The organism is Bradyrhizobium commune (genome assembly GCF_015624505.1).
Taxonomy (GTDB): domain Bacteria; phylum Pseudomonadota; class Alphaproteobacteria; order Rhizobiales; family Xanthobacteraceae; genus Bradyrhizobium; species Bradyrhizobium commune.
Map to the genome: position 1 here is coordinate 1,217,896 of NZ_CP061379.1, position 16,173 is coordinate 1,234,068.

Here is a 16,173-nt window from a genome sequence, read left to right on the forward strand (position 1 = left end):
CTGATGAAGAGAGTTTTGATCGCTGCGGCGCTGATCGGCACCATGAGTGCGTCGGCTTTGGGTGGCGAGGCTTGGGCGATCGAGCTGCCGGCGGAGATTGCCAAGCGCGGCAGCGTCAAGGTCGCGCTGGTGCCGAACTACCCGCCGATGGAGTTCCGCGATCCCGCCACCAACGCGCTGTCCGGCTTCGACATCGATCTCGGTGAAGCGATTGGCCGCAAGCTCGGCGTCAAGATCGAATGGCAGGAGACGAGCTTCGACCAGTTCATGCCGTCGATCTCGACCGGCCGTGTCGATGCGATCCTGTCGGGCTTCACCGACTACGCCAGCCGGCACGAGACCGCGTCTTTCGTCGACTATCTCAAGAGCGGCCCGCGCTTCTTCGTGCAGCAATCGCGCGCGGCCGAGTTCAAGGACATGGCCGCGCTCTGCGGCAAGAAGGTCGGCGCCAGCCGCCGCACCAAATTTCCGGGCGAGATCGCGGCGTGGAGCGAGAAGAATTGCGCCAGTAATCAGATTCAGTTCGTCGGAACCGACGGCTCGGCCGATGCCCGCACCCAGCTCAAGCAGGGCCGGATCGATGCCGCCGTCCAGGGCAACGAGACGCTGCCTTATATCATGGACCTCGAGCCCGGCGCGTACATGCCGGTCGGCGACCCCATCTCCTCGCAATTCACCGGCATCGCCATTCCGGTCAAGGAAACGGCGCTTCAGCAGGCGATGCTGGAGGCGGTCGATGCGCTGATCGCCGACGGCACCTACAAGACCCTGCTTGCCAAGTGGAAACTGACCGACAACGCAATCGAAAGGCAGCCATCAATGCTGGACAGTAAGGCCCTCCAGAGCATCCCGCTCACCCCAGCCAACACGGCGGATCCCGCGCCGGAATATCCCTGGCCCGAGCCGTACACTTCGGCGATGTTCCTGTCGTTCGACGTCGACGCCGAGAGCGCGTGGACCAGCAAGGACGCGGTGCACGCGCAGCGGCTCATCACCATGAGCTATGGCGGCTATGAGGCGCGCGTCGGCACGCCGAAGCTCCTGGAGCTGCTCGACCGGCTCGACCTCAAGGCGACCTTCTTTGTCACGGGATGGTCGGTCGATGCGCATCCGGCGATGGCGGAATCCATCCTCAAGGCCGGCCACGAGATCGGCCATCACGGCTATCACCATCTCTTGCCCGATCCCGGCGATCCCTGGATCGAGGAGGAGCTGGAACGCGGCTTCGAGGCTCTGAAGCGCCGGCTCGGCGTCAGGCCGATCGGATATCGCGCGCCCTATGGCGAGTTCACCGAGGAGCTGCGCGTCGCGCTGGTGCGCCACGGCATCGTCTACACATCTTCTTTCCGCGATGATGTGCGGCCATACCGACATCGCCTCGCCGACGGCAAACCCGGCACGATCGAGCTGCCCGTGACTGCGAGCTATGACGACTGGATGCACGGCCTCTCCGCGCGCTTCAGCCCGCGCTCGATCTTCCCCAAGGAGCATGTGCTGTCGCTGTGGAAGGACGAGCTCGACGAAGTGCGCGACTGGGGCGCGATGGTGACGACCGTGCTGCATCCGCAGTGCAGCGGCCGTCCGATGCGGCTGCGTCTGCTGCGTGAGTTCCTGACCTACGCAAAGTCGTGTCCGGATGTCTGGATCACCACCGGCGAGAAGATCGCGCAAAACTTCCTGCGCCACGAGGCCGGTAACCGCTGAGTGCCACCATGACCCGCATCCTCGTCATCAACCCCAACTCCTCCGCGTCCGTGACGGCGGCGATCGACGACGCGGTTGCGCCGCTGCGCATCGCCGGCGGACCTGACATCGAGGTGGTCGGCCTTGCCGAGGGACCGCCAAGCATCAGCTCGCAGCGGGATGCCGATAGTGTGGTCATGCCGCTATTGAACCGCGTGTCGCGCGACAATGCCGATGCTTTCGTGCTCGCCTGTTTCAGCGATCCCGGCCTGCATGCGGTGCGTGAGGCAGCCGATGGTCGTCCGGTGCTGGGCATCGCCGAATGCGGCATCTTTCGCGCGCTGATGCTGGGCGAACGGTTCGGCATCATCGCGCTGTCGCCGTCGAGCATCCGCCGCCAGCAGCGCATGGCGCGGTTGATGGGCGTCGACAGCCGTTATGCCGGCAGCTGGTCGGTCGGCGCGAGTGCGGCGGAAACGGCCGGCGCCGATATCCGCGGCCGGTTGATCGAAGCCGGTCGCGCCCTGGTCACGCAATGCCGCGCCGACGTCGTGGTGATGGGCTGCGCCGGCATGGCGTCGCACCGCGCTGCGATTGCAGATGCGATCGGCGTGCCCGTGGTCGAGCCGGCGCAGCAGGCGGTGGCCGCCGCGATCGGCGCGGTCTTGTTGAACAGGTAAGATCCCTTCAGGAGCCTCTCGCAATGCCTATCTCCCGCCGCTCGCTCCTCAAGGCTGCCGCCGCAGTGCCAGCGCTTTCGCTGCCAGGCATCGTCCGCGCCGAAGTGCAGAGTACGTTGCGCTTCATCCCCGTGATCGATCTCGCTTTCGTCGATCCCATCTATTCCACTGCGCAGGTGTCGCGAAACCACGGCTTCATGGTCTACGACACGCTCTATGGCATGAGCGCCTCGCTCCAGGTCTCGCCGCAGATGCTGTCGGGTCACACCATCTCCGGTGACGGGCTGCAATGGGACCTCAGCTTGCGCGACGGCCTGTTCTGGCACGACGGCGAGCGCGTGCTGGCGCGCGATTGCGTCGCCAGCATCCGGCGCTGGGCCGCGCGCGACGGCTTTGGCGGCGAGCTGATGGCGGCGACCGCCGAACTATCAGCCGCCGACGACCGTACCATCCGCTTCCGTCTCAAGCGCCCGTTCCCGCTGTTGCCGCAAGCGCTCGGCAAGGCCGCGATCAACGCCTGCTTCATGATGCCGGAGCGGCTGGCGAGCCAGGACCCGTTCAAGCCACTGACCGAAGTCATCGGCAGCGGCCCGTTCCGCTATCTCGCCGACGAGCGCGTGCAGGGCGCCCGCAACGCCTATGCCAAATTCGACCGCTACCAGCCCCGCACCGACGGCAAGCCGGATTGGACCGCGGGTCCGAAGATCGTGCACTACGACCGCGTGGTCTGGACCACCACGCCCGATGCCGGCACCGGCGTCGCCGCGCTCCAAACCGGCGAGCAGGACTGGCAGGAGACCACGCCGCATGATCTGTTGCCGATCATCAAGGCCGCCGGCGACATCGAGACGCGGATTCTCGATCCGCGAGGCTACGCCTGCATGCTGCGCCTCAACCACCTCCAACCGCCGTTCGACAATCCCGCGATCCGCCGCGCGCTGCTGGGTGCGATCGACCAGTCCGCCTTCATGACGGCGGTGGCCGGTACCGATCCGGCCTTTCAGGTCTCGCCGATCGGCTATTTCGCCCCTGGCACGCCGATGGCGAGCGATGTCGGTCTCGACGTGTTCCGCGGCCCGCACGACTACGCCAAGGTCAAAGCCGATCTGAAGGCCGCCGGCTACAATGGCGAGAAGATCGTGCTGCTCGTCCCCACCAATTCGCTGGCGCAGAAGCCGCTCGGCGAGATCGCGGTCGACAGCCTGCGCAAGGCCGGCATGAACGTCGAATATGCCGGACTCGATTTCGCCGTGGTGCTGCAACGCCAGCTCAAGAAAGACCCGATCGGGCAGGGTGGCTGGAGTGCTGCGGTCGGCAATTGGCAGGGCATCGACTGGCTCAACCCGGCCGGCAACACCAACATCCGCGGCGAGGGCAAGGTCGCCGGCTGGTATGCGAGCGAGAAGATGGGGCCCTTGCGCAGCCAGTGGCTGGCGGCCTCCGAGCTCGCCGAGCAGCAACGCATCTGCCGCGAGATTCAGGCGCTGGCCTTCGAGGAAATCCCCTATATTCCGATCGGGCTGTACAAGCAGCCGACCGCCTATCGCAAAGCCATCACCGGCATTCTCGATGGCACCGCCGTCTTCTGGAACGTACGCCCCGCATGAGCACCACAGCAATCTTCGGCAGCTATGTGCTGTCACGCAAAAACGGTGCGCAGGATGTCTTGCGCGACCATTGGGTTCTGGTTGAAGGCAAAAAGATCGTGGCAGTCACGCGCGACAAGCCGCGCGCGGACGAGGTCTACGACCGCCCCGGCCGCTTCGTGCTGCCGGGCCTCTTGAACCTGCACAATCACTGCTTCTCCGAGGCAGTCGCGCGCAGCCATAGCGAGGACGGCAACGGCCGCAAGAACAACCAGAGCATCGTCTACACGGTGCTGCTGCCGCTCACCAAGCGCGGCGCGGAAATCCTGTCGGCGGAGGAGCGCCTCGCAGTGGCGCGGCTCGGCATTCTCCAGCTGCTCAAGGGCGGCGCCACCACGGTGATGGAGCCGTTCCGCAATTCGATTCCGGAAATGTTCGACGCCGCGGACGAGATGGGCATCCGCTTCTACGGCGCGCCCTATCTGTTCTCGACCTCCGATGCCAAGGCCGGCGCCGACGGCGTGGTTCGCTATTCCGGCGATGACGGCACCGCCGACATGGCGACCTGGGATGCGCTCTATCAGCGCTGGAACAATCGTGGCGACGGCCGCATCAGCCTCGCCATGAGCCCGCATGCTACCGACACCTGCGGTCCCGATCTCTTGAAGGCCTGCGCCACGCGGGCGCGTGAGCTCGGCGTGCCCATCACGACGCACATGGCGCAGAGCCGCGCGGAGGTCGAGACCATCGGCAAGCGCTATGGCGGCCGCACGCCGGCGGAGTATTTGGACTGGCTCGGCCTGCTCGCGCCCGATCTCATGGCGGCGCACTGCATGTTCAGCAGCGACGAGGATCTCAAGCTGATGGCCGCGCGCGGCATGACCGTCCTGAATTGTCCGCGCGTGTTCGCACGCGCCGGCGTCACTGCGGCTTTCAGCCGCTTCGCCGAGCATGGCGTGCGCACCGTGGTCGGCACCGACGGCTACAACATGGACCTGCTCGGCGAGCTCAACGCGGCCTCGCTGATCTCCAAGGTCACCTCGGCGCGCGCCGATGTCGCGAACTCGCCGGAGCTGATCGAGGCGAACACGGCAGTCGCCGCCGACGTGATCAAGCGGCCCGACCTCGGCCGGATCGAGCCCGGCGCGACCGCAGACCTCACCGTCGTCGATCTCACCCATCCGCACCTCCAGCCGCTGTTCGATCCGCGCCGCGCGTTGATCGCGCTCGCCAACCGCGCCAATATCGATCAGGTCATGGTCGACGGCCGCGTGCTGGTCGATGCCGGCCGCTATCTCGGCGCGGACGAAGCGGCGATCACGGCCGCCGGCACCGCCGCGATCGGCAAGATCTGGGACTTGCCGGAGGCGCAGGCGGCGTTCAACGGCTGATCGCAGCCTCGGGCAGGTCGTCAAATTCGGCGAGTGCCTTGCGCACGGTCTCGACGAAATCCAGCGCCATCGGCGAGGCGCTGCGTTGCGCCGGAAAGACCGCGGAGAATTCGAAGTCGATGCGCGGCCGAAAGCGGCGCGCGACAATGCCGCGGGTGGAAAATTCCTGCGCGGTGAAGGGATCGCAGATGGCGACGCCAAGTCCGGATGACACCATGCCGCACATGATCTCCGACAGTGTGGTCTCGACCCTGAGCACGCGCCGGACATCGTGGCGGTGGAACACCTGGTCGACGAGATGCCGGCTCGACGTTCCCGCCGACAGCGAGATGAAGGTCTCGCCCTCGAAATCGCGCGGCTCCAGCACTTCCCTTTCTGCAAGGCGATGACCGGTCGGTAGCACCGCAACGCGCGCCGGCGCGGGCAGTCTTTGGCTCGGCAAGCCGGAATGCGCGATCGGCACCTCGGCAAAGCCGACGTCGCATTGGTTGTTCAGCACCCAATCGACCACGATCGGCGAGATCACGCCGAAAAAGGCGAGGTTGAGGTTCGGCCGCTCTTTCAAAAAATGCCCGGTGAGCCGCGGCAGATATCCGTTCGAGAGCGCCGGGAGTGCTGCGATCCGCAGCGAGCCGGTGCGGCGGCCGCGGATTTCCTCCGCCGCTGCGGTGATGCGTTCGAGACCGACGAAGGAGCGCTCCACTTCCGTATAAAGCGCCACCGCCGCCGCGGTCGGCACCAGGCCGGTGCCGCGCCGCTCGAACAGCTCCATCTTCAACAGCGCCTGGAGGTCGCGCAGTAACCGGCTGACCGCCGGCTGCGTCACGGTCATCAGCGCCGCCGCCTCGGTCACGCTGCCCGTGAGCATTGTCGCGCGGAAGGCCTCCACCTGCCGCGAATTGATCCGGGCCATGCCCAATTCCATTCATAACATTTAAGCATGCAGAGGATGCCATTATTCATTGGACGACGGAAGCCGGGGTTTGCGATCTTTTTCATCAGGACTGGAGACAGCCCGCTTTTTCGGCAGATTGGAGGGATTCGAACCTCCGGATCGCGCCAAAGCCCGCCGAGCAGGGGCCGGAGCCCTGTCCGTGGAAGGGATTGGCGCGGAAGGAGAAGCGGAAGGCGCCTCAGTCAGGATTTGTCGGCACGTCACCTCATCCCGGTATGGAGATCGGACCACATGAAGACTCTTCGCCTTCTGACAGCGGTCAGTATCGCGGCGCTCGCCGCCACGACGGCCGCCTCGGCCCAGCAGAAAACGCTCTACGTCGCCGGCTATGGCGGCTCGTTCGAGAAGACCATCCGCGACGAGGTGATCCCGAGCTTCGAGAAGGAGAACGGCGTCAAGGTCGAATACGTCGCCGGCAACTCCACCGATACGCTGGCAAAGCTCCAGGCGCAGAAGGGCAACCAGCAGATCGACGTCGCGATCGTCGACGACGGCCCGATGTACCAGGCGATCCAGCTCGGTTTCTGCGGCAAGCTCGACGGTCTGCCGGCCGATCTCTACGACACTGCCCGCTTCAAGGACGATCGCGCGGTCGCGATCGGCATCGTCGCGACCGGGTTGATGTACAACACCAAGGTGTTTGCCGAGAAAGGCTGGGCGCCGCCGACCTCGTGGAACGATTTGAAGGACGCGAAATACGCAAAGCAGCTCGTGATCCCGCCGATCAACAACACCTATGGTCTCGAAGCGCTGGTAATGCTGTCGAAGATGAATGGTGGCGGCGAGGCCAACGTCGATTCTGGCTTCAAGATCTTCAAGGAAGAGATCAATCCAAACGTGCTCGCCTATGAGCCGTCGCCGGGCAAGATGACCGAGCTGTTCCAGTCCGGTCAGGCCGTGATCGCGGTGTGGGGCACCGGCCGCGTGCAGAGTTTTGCCAATACCGGCTTCCCCGTCGACTTCGTCTATCCGAAGGAGGGCGCCGCGACGCTGCTGACGACCGCCTGTCCGGTCACCAAGCCGAACGCCTCGCCGCTCGCCTCCAGCTTCGTCAAGATGCTGCTCGACCCCAAAATCCAGCTCGTGATGCTGAAGGAATACGGCTACGGCCCAGTGCTGAAATCGCTGGTGGTGCCGGCGGAGTTCGGCAAGATGGCCCCGATTGGTGAGCGGGCGGCGAAGCTCTACAATCCGGACTGGACGGTCATTAACGAGAAGCGCGAGGAATGGACCAAGCGCTGGAATCGCGAGGTCGAGCGCTGATCTGATCGTTCGCGGAGACAGCGTCATGGCCTATCTCGAGCTCGATCGGGTCGCCAAACAGTTCGGCGCGCAGACTGTTGTCGATGACTTCAGCCTCGCGGTCGGGAAGGGGGAGTTCATCTCCTTCCTCGGCCCGTCCGGCTGCGGCAAGACCACGACGCTTCAGATGATCGCGGGCTTCCTCGATCCGACGCGCGGCGCGATCCGCCTGGAGGACAAGGATTTGACCGCGATCCATCCTGCCAGGCGCGGGCTCGGCATCGTGTTCCAGAGCTATGCGCTGTTTCCGCACATGACTGCGGCAGAGAACGTCGCCTTTGGTCTGGAGATGCGGAACGTGCCGCGTGCTGATAGAGCCGAGCGCGTTCGCGCCGCGCTCGCGATGGTTGGGCTTGCCGGCTACGAGGACCGCCATCCGCGCCGCATGTCGGGCGGTCAACAACAGCGCGTGGCGCTGGCGCGCGCGCTGGTGATCAAGCCGAGCGTGCTGCTGCTCGACGAGCCGCTGTCGAACCTCGACGCCAAGCTGCGCGAGGAAATGCAGATCGAGCTGCGCCAGATCCAGCGTACCATCGGCACCACCACGATCCTGGTCACCCACGACCAGAACGAGGCGATGTCGCTGTCCGACCGCATCGTGGTGATGAGCCAGGGCAAGATCGAGCAGATCGGCACGCCGCAGCAAACCTATGAGAAGCCGGCCTCGGCCTTCGTCTCGCAGTTTTTGGGCAAGACCAACGATTTTGCCGGGACGATCGATCGGTCTGCGACCCCGGCGCGGCTGGTGGCGGGCTCCTGGAGCGCGCCGGCGCCCGCGGGATTGAGCGGTCGTGTTTCCGTCAGTATTCGTCCCGAAAGAATCGGCTTTGGCGATGCAGGTCTCAGCGCAAAGATCGTCACGCGCATCTTCCAGGGCAATCACTGGCTGTTCCAGTGCGAGAGCGAATGCGGTCCGGCGATCGTGATCCGGCAGAATGACGGGAAGGCGCAGCCGGCCGAAGGCGAGGCCGTTCACCTCACCTGGCAGCCCGAGGACATGAGCGTAAGGGGCGTCGCATGAGCACGGTCGCCGAGGAACGCAGCGCGCGGGCGCCGTGGGCGCTGACGGCGCCCGCCCTGATGCTGTTCGTCGGCGTGCTGCTGATTCCGCTGGCGATGACCGTGATGCTGTCGTTCCACGATTGGGGCCAGTACAAGGGCATTGAGCCCGTCTTCATCCTCAAGAACTGGCGGGAGATCGCGACCGATCCCTATTACGCGGAGATGTTCTGGCGGACATTTCGGATCGCGATCCTGACCACGCTGCTGACAGCCGCGCTCGGCGCGCCTGAAGCCTACGTCCTCAACCGCATGGATGGTCGCTGGAAGAGTTTTTTCCTGCTGGTCATCCTCGGACCGCTGCTGATCTCCGTGGTGGCGCGCACGCTCGGCTGGGCGCTGCTGTTCGGCGGCAACAACGGGCTCGTCAACAAGCTCCTGATGTCGCTTGGCGCGATCCGCTCGCCTATTCCCTTCATGTTCACCGAAACCGGCATGGTGGTCGCGCTCGCGCATGTGATGATGCCGTTCATGGTGCTCTCGGTGTGGGCGGCGTTGCAGCGGCTCGATCCGCAGATCGAGAACGCGGCGATGTCGCTCGGAGCCGGCCCCGTCACCATCATTCGCCGCATCATCATGCCACAGATCATGCCGGGCGTGCTGTCGGGCGCGATCATCGTGTTCTCGCTCTCGGCCAGCGCCTTTGCGACGCCGGCGATCATCGGCGGTCGCCGGCTCAAGGTCGCGGCGACGCTCGCCTATGACGAATTCCTCAACACGTTGAACTGGCCGCTGGGCGCAGCGGTCGCGACGCTGCTGCTGGTCGCGCTGGTGCTGATCGTCGTCGGCAGCAACGCCCTGATCGAGCGGCGCTATGCGGAGGTGTTCCGATGAGACGGAACGGCCCGCTCGCGCTGATCTTCCACACCGTCTTCGTCATCGTCATGGTGGCGCCGATCCTGGTGGTCTGCCTCGTCGCCTTCACGCCTGAAGGTTTTCTGTCGCTGCCGACCAACGGCTTTTCGCTGCGCTGGTTCAGGGCGATCGGCAATTATCCTGAATTCATCCACGCGTTCTGGATAAGCCTCGGCCTCGGCGCGCTGTCGTCGTTCGTGGCGTTGCTGTTCGCGGTGCCGGCGGCGCTGGCGATTGCGCGCTATCGCTTCCGCGGCCGTGATGCGCTGGCGGCGCTGTTCCTGTCGCCGCTGATGATTCCGCATGTCGTGCTCGGCATCGCCTTCCTGCGCTTCTTCACCTCGGCTGGCCTCGGTGGAAGTTTTGCTGCGTTGATCATCGCCCACGTCATCATCGTGTTTCCGTTCGCGTTGCGGCTGACGCTGGCGGCGGCGACCGGCATGGACCTCTCGGTCGAGATGGCCGCGGTCTCGCTCGGCGCCGGCGGCTGGACGCTGTTCCGCCGCGTGACCTTGCCGCTGATCCTGCCCGGCGTCATCAGCGGCTGGGCGCTCGCCTTCATCCAGTCCTTCGACGATCTCACCATGACCGTCTTCCTTGCTGCACCCGGCACCGAGACGCTGCCGGTGCGCATGTTCCTCTACATCCAGGACAACATCGATCCGCTGGTGACGTCGGTCTCGGCCTGCGTGATCGCAATCACCATCACCGCCCTCATTCTGCTCGATCGCGTCTACGGGCTCGACCGTGTGCTCGCCGGCAAGGACGATGCGGGACGATAGGAGAATCCATGCGAACTGAATACGACGTCGCCGTGGTCGGCGGCGGATTGCTCGGCTCCGCCATTGCCTGGGGCCTCGGCCGCCTCGGCAAGAGCGTGGCCGTGCTCGACGAAGGCGACATCGCCAAACGCGCCTCGCGCGCGAATTTTGCGCTGGTCTGGGTGCAGAGCAAAGGGCTCGGCATGCCGGCCTACACGGTCTGGACCGTGCGGGCCTCGCACGCGTGGCGTCGGCTTGCTTCGGAGCTGAAGCAACAGACCGGCCTCGATGTCGCGCTCCAGCAGAATGGCGGCTTTCATCTGACGCTTGGCGAGGACGAATTCGGCCAGCGCACCGAGCTGGTCAAACGCATGCACAACCAGGTCGGTGCGGCCGACTACAAGATGGAGATGTTCTCCGCATCCGAGGTGAAGAAGTCGTTGCCGCTGATCGGGCCGGAAGTCTCCGGCGGCAGCTATTGCCCGCTTGACGGCCACGTCAATTCGCTCCGCACGTTTCGCGCGTTCCACACTGGCTTCAAGGCATTCGGCATCGACTATTTCCCGGAGCGTCCGGTCTCGGCGATCAGCAAGGACGGCGGCGAATTCCGCCTGACCACGCCGAAAGGCGAGTTGCGCGCCGCCAAGATCGTGCTGGCCGCCGGCAATGCCAACCAGACGCTGGCGCCGATGGTCGGCCTCTACGCGCCGATGGGGCCGACCCGCGGCCAGATCGTGGTGACCGAGCGCACCATGCCGTTCCTGCCGCATCCGCTGACCACGATCCGCCAGACCGACGAGGGCACGGTGATGATCGGCGACAGCAAGGAAGACGAGCTCGACGATCGCGCGCTGAAGCATTCGATCAGCGCGGTGATGACCGATCGTGCCCAGCGGATGTTTCCGCATCTGTCGCGGCTCAATGTGGTCAGGAGCTGGGCCGGGATCCGCGTCATGCCGCAGGACGGCTTTCCGATCTACGACCAGTCGGAGACGCATCCGGGCGCCTTCGTCGCCTGCTGCCATTCCGGTGTCACGCTCGCCTCCAACCACGCCTTCGAGATCGCGCGCATGGTAGCGCAGGGCGCGCTCGAGCCCGAGCTGGTCGGCGCATTCTCGGCCAGCCGCTTCGGCGGCGCAGGCGCTGCGAACAACAGCGGCTATTAGAGATTCTTAAGGAGCCAAGAGGCATCCCATGTTCAAGAGATCCGAACAGGACAAGCGACCGCAGGTCCAGATTTTCGTCGATGGCGTTGCCGTCGCGGCGCGCCAGGGCGACACGGTGTCCGCTGCGCTGCTGGCATCCAGTCAAGACGTACGGCGCTCGACCGCGGTGAGCGGCGCGCCGCGACTGCCCTATTGCATGATGGGCGTGTGTTTCGACTGCCTCGTCACCATCGACGGCATCGGCAACAGACAAGGCTGCCTCGTGCCCGTTGCCGAAGGCATGCAGATCGAGATCCAGAAGGGCAAGCGGGAGATCGGACGATGACTGTGGCTCCCATGCGCGAAGACTACGACGTCGTGGTGATCGGCGCCGGCCCCGCGGGCCTCGCTGCCGCCGCGACCTCCGCGGAGGCAGGTCTCTCGACGCTGCTGCTCGACGAGAATATCGGTCCCGGTGGCCAGGTGTTTCGCGCGATCTGCTCGACGCCTGTGACTGAGCGCAGCCAACTCGGCGCCGATTATTGGGTCGGTGCAGATCTCGTGCAGTCGCTGCGTGTGAGCAATGCTGAGGTCATCCATCGTGCCACGGTCTGGAGCCTCGACCGCAATCTCGAGATTGCCGTCTCCATCGGCGGCGCCTCCGCCTTCGTCAAGGCCAAGCGCGTGATCCTCGCGACCGGCGCGCTGGAGCGGCCGTTCCCGATTCCCGGTTGGACCTTGCCGGGCGTGATGACCGCGGGCGCGGCGCAGACCATGCTGAAATCGTCGGCGCTGGTCCCTGACGGCCGCACGGTGATCGCGGGGCAGGGACCCTTGCTCTGGCTGCTCGCCGCACAGATCCTGCGCCTCGGTGGCCGCATCGACCGCATCCTCGATACCACGGAGCGCGGCAATTATTTCGCTGCGCTGCCTCATGCCTTCGCCTTCCTGACCTCGCCCTACTTCACCAAGGGCCTGTCGATGATGCGCGAGGTGAAGGCGAAGGTGCAGTTTGTCTCCGGCGTCACCGAGCTTACAGCAATTGGCGACGGCCAGCTCGCTAACGTGAGCTATGTCGCTGGCGGCAAGCGCGAGACCATTCCCGTTGATCTCCTGCTGCTGCATCAGGGCGTCGTGCCCAATGTCAATCTGGCGATGTCGGCAGGTGTCGAGCATCGTTGGGACGATCTGCAATTGTGCTGGTCGCCTGTGCTGGATGCGAGCGGCAATTCGTCGGTCGCCGGCATTTCGATCGCCGGCGATGGTGCGGGCATCGGCGGTGCAAATGCCGCGGTGGTGCGTGGCCGCATCGCGGCGCGCGCCGCAGTGGAGGCGCTGGCGCCCGCAGCTGCTGCGAAGCTACCGGAAATGGCAAATCTCCGTATCGATCACGCCAAAGCTGAACGCGGTCGAGTGTTCCTCGACACGCTGTTCCGGCCCGCGCCGCAGTTCCGCGTTCCCTCGGGCGACACCATCGTCTGTCGTTGCGAAGAGGTCACCGCAAGGGACGTTCTCGATTCCGTCGCGATCGGCGCGACCGGGCCGAACCAGCTCAAGGCTTATCGCCGCACCGGCATGGGCCCATGCCAGGGCCGCCTCTGCGGCCTCACCGTCACTGAGCTGATGGCGCAGGCGCGCGGCAAGAGTCCGCAGGAGATCGGCTACTACCGGCTGCGCGCGCCGGTGAAGCCGATCACGCTTGCCGAGCTCGCCGCCGTTCCGAAGAGCGAGGCCGACGTCAAGGCCGTGGTGCGCGGATGAGCAAAAACGTGGATGCGATCGTCATTGGCGGCGGCATCCACGGATGCTCGACCACGCTGCATCTTCGCCTTGCCGGCCTGAAGCCGGTGCTGATCGAGAAGGACTATGCCGGCCGACACGCCTCCGGCGTCAATGCCGGCGGTGTTCGCCAGCTCGCGCGGCATATCCCGGAGATCCCGCTCTCGATTCGCTCGATGGGAATCTGGGAGAAGATTTCGGACCTTCTCGACGACGATTGCAGTTTTGAGAGCTACGGCCAGGTGCTGGTCGCGGAGAACGAGGACGAGCTCGCGGTCTGCCGCGCGCGTGTCGCCGAGCTTAACGCGCTCGGCTTCACCCATGAAGAGCTGATCGACGCGGCCGAGCTGCGGCGGTTGGTGCCGGCGGTCGCCGAGACGTGTCCGGGCGGCGTGGTCTCGCGCCGCGATGGCGCGGCCAATCCTGCGCAGACGACGACGGCATTCCGGCGAAAAGCGCAACAGCTCGGCGCGACCGTGCGCGAAGGCGTGGCCGCCAGCAATATCCGATACAGCGACGGTCTCTGGCATGTCGATGTCGGGACCGAGACCTACGCCGCGCCGGTGCTCGTCAATGCCGCGGGCGCGTGGGGCGGCAAGATCGCGGCTGATCTCGGCGAGCCCGTTCCGGTCGAGACCGTGGCGCCGATGCTGATGATCACCTCGCGCGTGCCCCACTTCATCGATCCAGTCGTGATCCTGCGCGGGCGAAAGCTCTCCTTCAAGCAGTTCAAGAACGGCACGGTGCTGATCGGCGGCGGTCATCTGGCAACGCCCTATCAGGACCGCAACGAGACGGTCCTGGACTGGAAGAGCCTTGCCATCAGCGCTCGTACCGTGTTCGAGCTGTTTCCCGTCATGCGCGATGCGACGATCATGCGGGCCTGGGCCGGCATCGAAGCCAAGATGAAGGACGACATCCCCGTGTTCGGTCCCAGCAGCCGGCACAAGGGGCTCTATCACCAGTTCGGCTTCTCGCTGCACGGCTTTCAGCTCGGCCCCGGCGCCGGCGCCGTGATGGCGGAGCTGATCGTCAATGGCGGCACCCAGACCCGCGTCAGCGATCTCGGCATCGACCGCTTCAGCCACTAGAAACATGACGAAGATGTAATGGTCCGGACCTGCTGCGACGCTTTGACGCGCGGCCGTTTCCGTTTATCAGGAGAGGACTTGGCTGGAATGCCCAATGTCCTCGCAGACCAATAACAAAAAGCTGGCGATCAAATTTCGCTGCCCTAAGGAGCTGGAAGGACTGCTGCCGCAGCCGGTCCCGGCCAATCTCGGCGTTCCCGACTGGCTCAAGGCGATGCCGACGACGGCTTTCAGTGCCCTCAACCAGCAGGACGACGAGACCATCAAGCGCTGCCCGCCGTTCATCGATGCGATGACCTGTGGCTTCCTGATCCCGTTGATCTGCGATCTCAAGGTCGAGGATGGCGAGATCGTCTGGGACAACGACATCCCGCCGGGTGGGGAGATCGACTTTCCCCGCTCGCCGATCAGCTTTCACGATCAGGGCCAGCTCACGGGCTCGCCGCTGTTCGAAGCCGATCGCTTCGTCATCAAGTTTCACAATCTCTGGACCATCGAGGCGCCGGAAGGCTATGCGCTGTTCTTTACCCATCCGGTCAACCGCTTCGATCTGCCGTTCACGACGCTGAGCGGCCTCGTCGATTGCGACCGCTATCGCGACAGCTGGATCCACTTTCCGGCACACTGGCACAACACGGGCTTTCGCGGCGTGTTGCCCAAGGGCACGCCGATCGCCCAGTGCATTCCGGTCAAGCGTGAGGACTGGACACGGCAAACCTCCGCCTTCACCGAGGACGAAGCGCAGAAGGTTCACGCACTTCGCGCCGCGCTGAAGCGTGAGTCCGGCCTGTATCGGCGGAAATTCAGGGCGTAGCCGCCCGTTCGGGTTCGCGTTCGAGGAATTTCGCCGCCGCACTTGGCCGGAAGAAGAAGCGGCCACGCGACGAGGTGGCCATCGCGAAGGCGGCGCGGCCGAGCATGTGCGGCCGTCCGCGAAGCACCGAGCGCAGCGCGGCCTCGCCACTGGCGCGTTCGCCGATCTCCATCAGGCAGATCGCGAGATTGGCACGCGACAGCGTGTCGTCCGGGCGCAGCCCGAGCGCGTGACGGTAGGTGTCGGCGGCCTCGGCGAAGGCCCCGTCAAGCAATTGCGCCCAGGCAAGCTCTGTCAGGACGTCGGTGCGTGCCGGCGCGATAGTGCGCGCGGCCGTCAGGACGCGGCGGGCTTCGGTGCGATTGTTGTTCCGCACAAGCATGCGGCCGAGGTCGAGTTGCAGGTCGATGCTGGTGGGGGCCAACGCAAGGGCGCTCTCGATGATGCCGATTGCCTCGGCGATCTCGCCAGTGTTCGCAAGCTGGCCCGCCAGCTCCTGAAAGGCGGGCAGGTAGGGCGGGCGGCGGCCGGCGGTCCGGCGCAGTTGAGCGATCCCATCCGCCGTGCGGCGTGCTTTGCAGAGCGCATGCCCCAGCAACGTCTCGATTTCCGGATCGTTGCCGCGGCGCGCGGCCTTTTCAAGCGGCGGGATTGCCTCGTCTGCGCGATCCTGCCCGAGCAGGGCGTGAGCCAGGATCATCACGGCATTCCGGTCAGTGCGATTTGATTTCAGGGCTTCAGTTGCGAACTGCCTTGCGATGTCGAACTGCTTGGCGCGTAACGCCATGAAGGCTTGTTGCAAGAGTTGGGCGAGTGCGTTGTTCGGCCTGCCATTCACGAGTTGGCCTCTTCATTGAGACACGATGTTTTTTTTCGTCTTACCGCGCGGGGGTTCGGAGCGTCCATCAACAGTCGCGTGAGCCGCCGTCACGCAGGTCAGCTCTGCCGGAGCGACGGTGTAGGAACGGTTCCCGTGATTGTTCGGTTCGGCAGAACAATGATGCTGATTGGCGGCCGATTATCTTTGGCCGGAGAAGGGGCAAATTCTCCCGTGTCAGCCGCAGGGAGCGGC

The 16,173-nt window shown here is 65.1% G+C and carries 15 protein-coding genes and 1 pseudogene; 14 read left to right on the forward strand and 2 right to left on the reverse strand.

Going from position 1 to position 16,173, the window contains the following annotated elements:
* The first annotated feature begins 3 nt into the window (after window positions 1-3).
* The 5 genes and pseudogenes from IC761_RS05825 (at window position 4) to IC761_RS05845 (ending at window position 5,340) form a co-directional block, all read left to right on the forward strand.
* Window positions 4-833: pseudogene (locus tag IC761_RS05825) on the forward strand (ABC transporter substrate-binding protein).
* The gene (locus tag IC761_RS05830; protein ID WP_195804557.1) at window positions 820-1,704 is read left to right on the forward strand and encodes a polysaccharide deacetylase family protein; all 885 of its coding nucleotides are present in this window, start codon (window positions 820-822) and stop codon (window positions 1,702-1,704) included. The pseudogene IC761_RS05825 and the gene IC761_RS05830 overlap by 14 nt, the downstream one beginning before the upstream one ends.
* 8 nt (window positions 1,705-1,712) lie before the next feature.
* A complete protein-coding gene (locus IC761_RS05835) occupies window positions 1,713-2,363 on the forward strand; it encodes an aspartate/glutamate racemase family protein (RefSeq protein WP_195802335.1) in 651 nt (216 codons plus the stop codon).
* Window positions 2,364-2,386: 23 nt separating this feature from the next.
* A complete protein-coding gene (locus IC761_RS05840; protein ID WP_195802336.1) occupies window positions 2,387-3,970 on the forward strand; it encodes an ABC transporter substrate-binding protein in 1,584 nt (527 codons plus the stop codon).
* Window positions 3,967-5,340 carry an amidohydrolase family protein gene (locus IC761_RS05845; RefSeq protein WP_195802337.1) on the forward strand — a complete coding sequence of 458 codons (1,374 nt, stop codon included), beginning with the start codon at window positions 3,967-3,969 and terminating at the stop codon, window positions 5,338-5,340. The genes IC761_RS05840 and IC761_RS05845 overlap by 4 nt, the downstream gene beginning before the upstream one ends.
* Here the strand turns inward: IC761_RS05845 and IC761_RS05850 are convergent.
* Complete coding sequence (locus IC761_RS05850; RefSeq protein ID WP_195802338.1) at window positions 5,330-6,253, reverse strand: LysR substrate-binding domain-containing protein; 924 nt, start codon at window positions 6,251-6,253, stop codon at window positions 5,330-5,332. The genes IC761_RS05845 and IC761_RS05850 overlap by 11 nt on opposite strands.
* A 273-nt stretch (window positions 6,254-6,526) precedes the next feature.
* On the opposite strand from IC761_RS05850, the gene IC761_RS05855 reads away from it, so the two are divergent.
* The 9 genes from IC761_RS05855 to IC761_RS05895 all read left to right on the forward strand — a co-directional run bounded on the left by IC761_RS05855 (window position 6,527) and on the right by IC761_RS05895 (window position 15,101).
* Entirely contained in the window at window positions 6,527-7,558 is a 1,032-nt protein-coding gene (locus IC761_RS05855; protein ID WP_195802339.1) for an ABC transporter substrate-binding protein, read from the forward strand.
* A 25-nt stretch (window positions 7,559-7,583) separates the two neighbouring features.
* Window positions 7,584-8,618, forward strand: coding sequence for an ABC transporter ATP-binding protein (locus IC761_RS05860; protein ID WP_195802340.1), 1,035 nt, complete (start codon window positions 7,584-7,586; stop codon window positions 8,616-8,618).
* Window positions 8,615-9,490, forward strand: coding sequence for an ABC transporter permease (locus tag IC761_RS05865; protein ID WP_195802341.1), 876 nt, complete (start codon window positions 8,615-8,617; stop codon window positions 9,488-9,490). Before IC761_RS05860 ends, IC761_RS05865 begins: the two co-directional genes overlap by 4 nt.
* Window positions 9,487-10,293, forward strand: a complete 807-nt coding sequence (locus IC761_RS05870) for an ABC transporter permease (RefSeq protein WP_195802342.1) — start codon at window positions 9,487-9,489, stop codon at window positions 10,291-10,293. Before IC761_RS05865 ends, IC761_RS05870 begins: the two co-directional genes overlap by 4 nt.
* An 8-nt stretch (window positions 10,294-10,301) precedes the next feature.
* Window positions 10,302-11,438, forward strand: a complete 1,137-nt coding sequence (locus tag IC761_RS05875; protein WP_195802343.1) for an NAD(P)/FAD-dependent oxidoreductase — start codon at window positions 10,302-10,304, stop codon at window positions 11,436-11,438.
* Window positions 11,439-11,466: 28 nt separating this feature from the next.
* Window positions 11,467-11,763 (forward strand): (2Fe-2S)-binding protein, encoded by a 297-nt coding sequence (locus IC761_RS05880; RefSeq protein ID WP_195802344.1) that lies wholly within the window; start codon window positions 11,467-11,469, stop codon window positions 11,761-11,763.
* On the forward strand, window positions 11,760-13,178 hold the full coding sequence (locus IC761_RS05885; RefSeq protein WP_195802345.1) for an FAD/NAD(P)-dependent oxidoreductase: 1,419 nt from the start codon (window positions 11,760-11,762) through the stop codon (window positions 13,176-13,178). Before IC761_RS05880 ends, IC761_RS05885 begins: the two co-directional genes overlap by 4 nt.
* The gene (locus IC761_RS05890; protein ID WP_195802346.1) at window positions 13,175-14,287 is read left to right on the forward strand and encodes an NAD(P)/FAD-dependent oxidoreductase; all 1,113 of its coding nucleotides are present in this window, start codon (window positions 13,175-13,177) and stop codon (window positions 14,285-14,287) included. The genes IC761_RS05885 and IC761_RS05890 overlap by 4 nt, the downstream gene beginning before the upstream one ends.
* A gap of 94 nt (window positions 14,288-14,381) precedes the next feature.
* The gene (locus IC761_RS05895) at window positions 14,382-15,101 is read left to right on the forward strand and encodes a hypothetical protein (protein ID WP_195802347.1); all 720 of its coding nucleotides are present in this window, start codon (window positions 14,382-14,384) and stop codon (window positions 15,099-15,101) included.
* Here the strand turns inward: IC761_RS05895 and IC761_RS05900 are convergent.
* Window positions 15,091-15,888, reverse strand: coding sequence for a tetratricopeptide repeat protein (locus IC761_RS05900; protein ID WP_195802348.1), 798 nt, complete (start codon window positions 15,886-15,888; stop codon window positions 15,091-15,093). The two genes, IC761_RS05895 and IC761_RS05900, sit on opposite strands and share 11 nt — an antisense overlap.
* Between the last annotated feature and the right edge of the window lie 285 nt (window positions 15,889-16,173).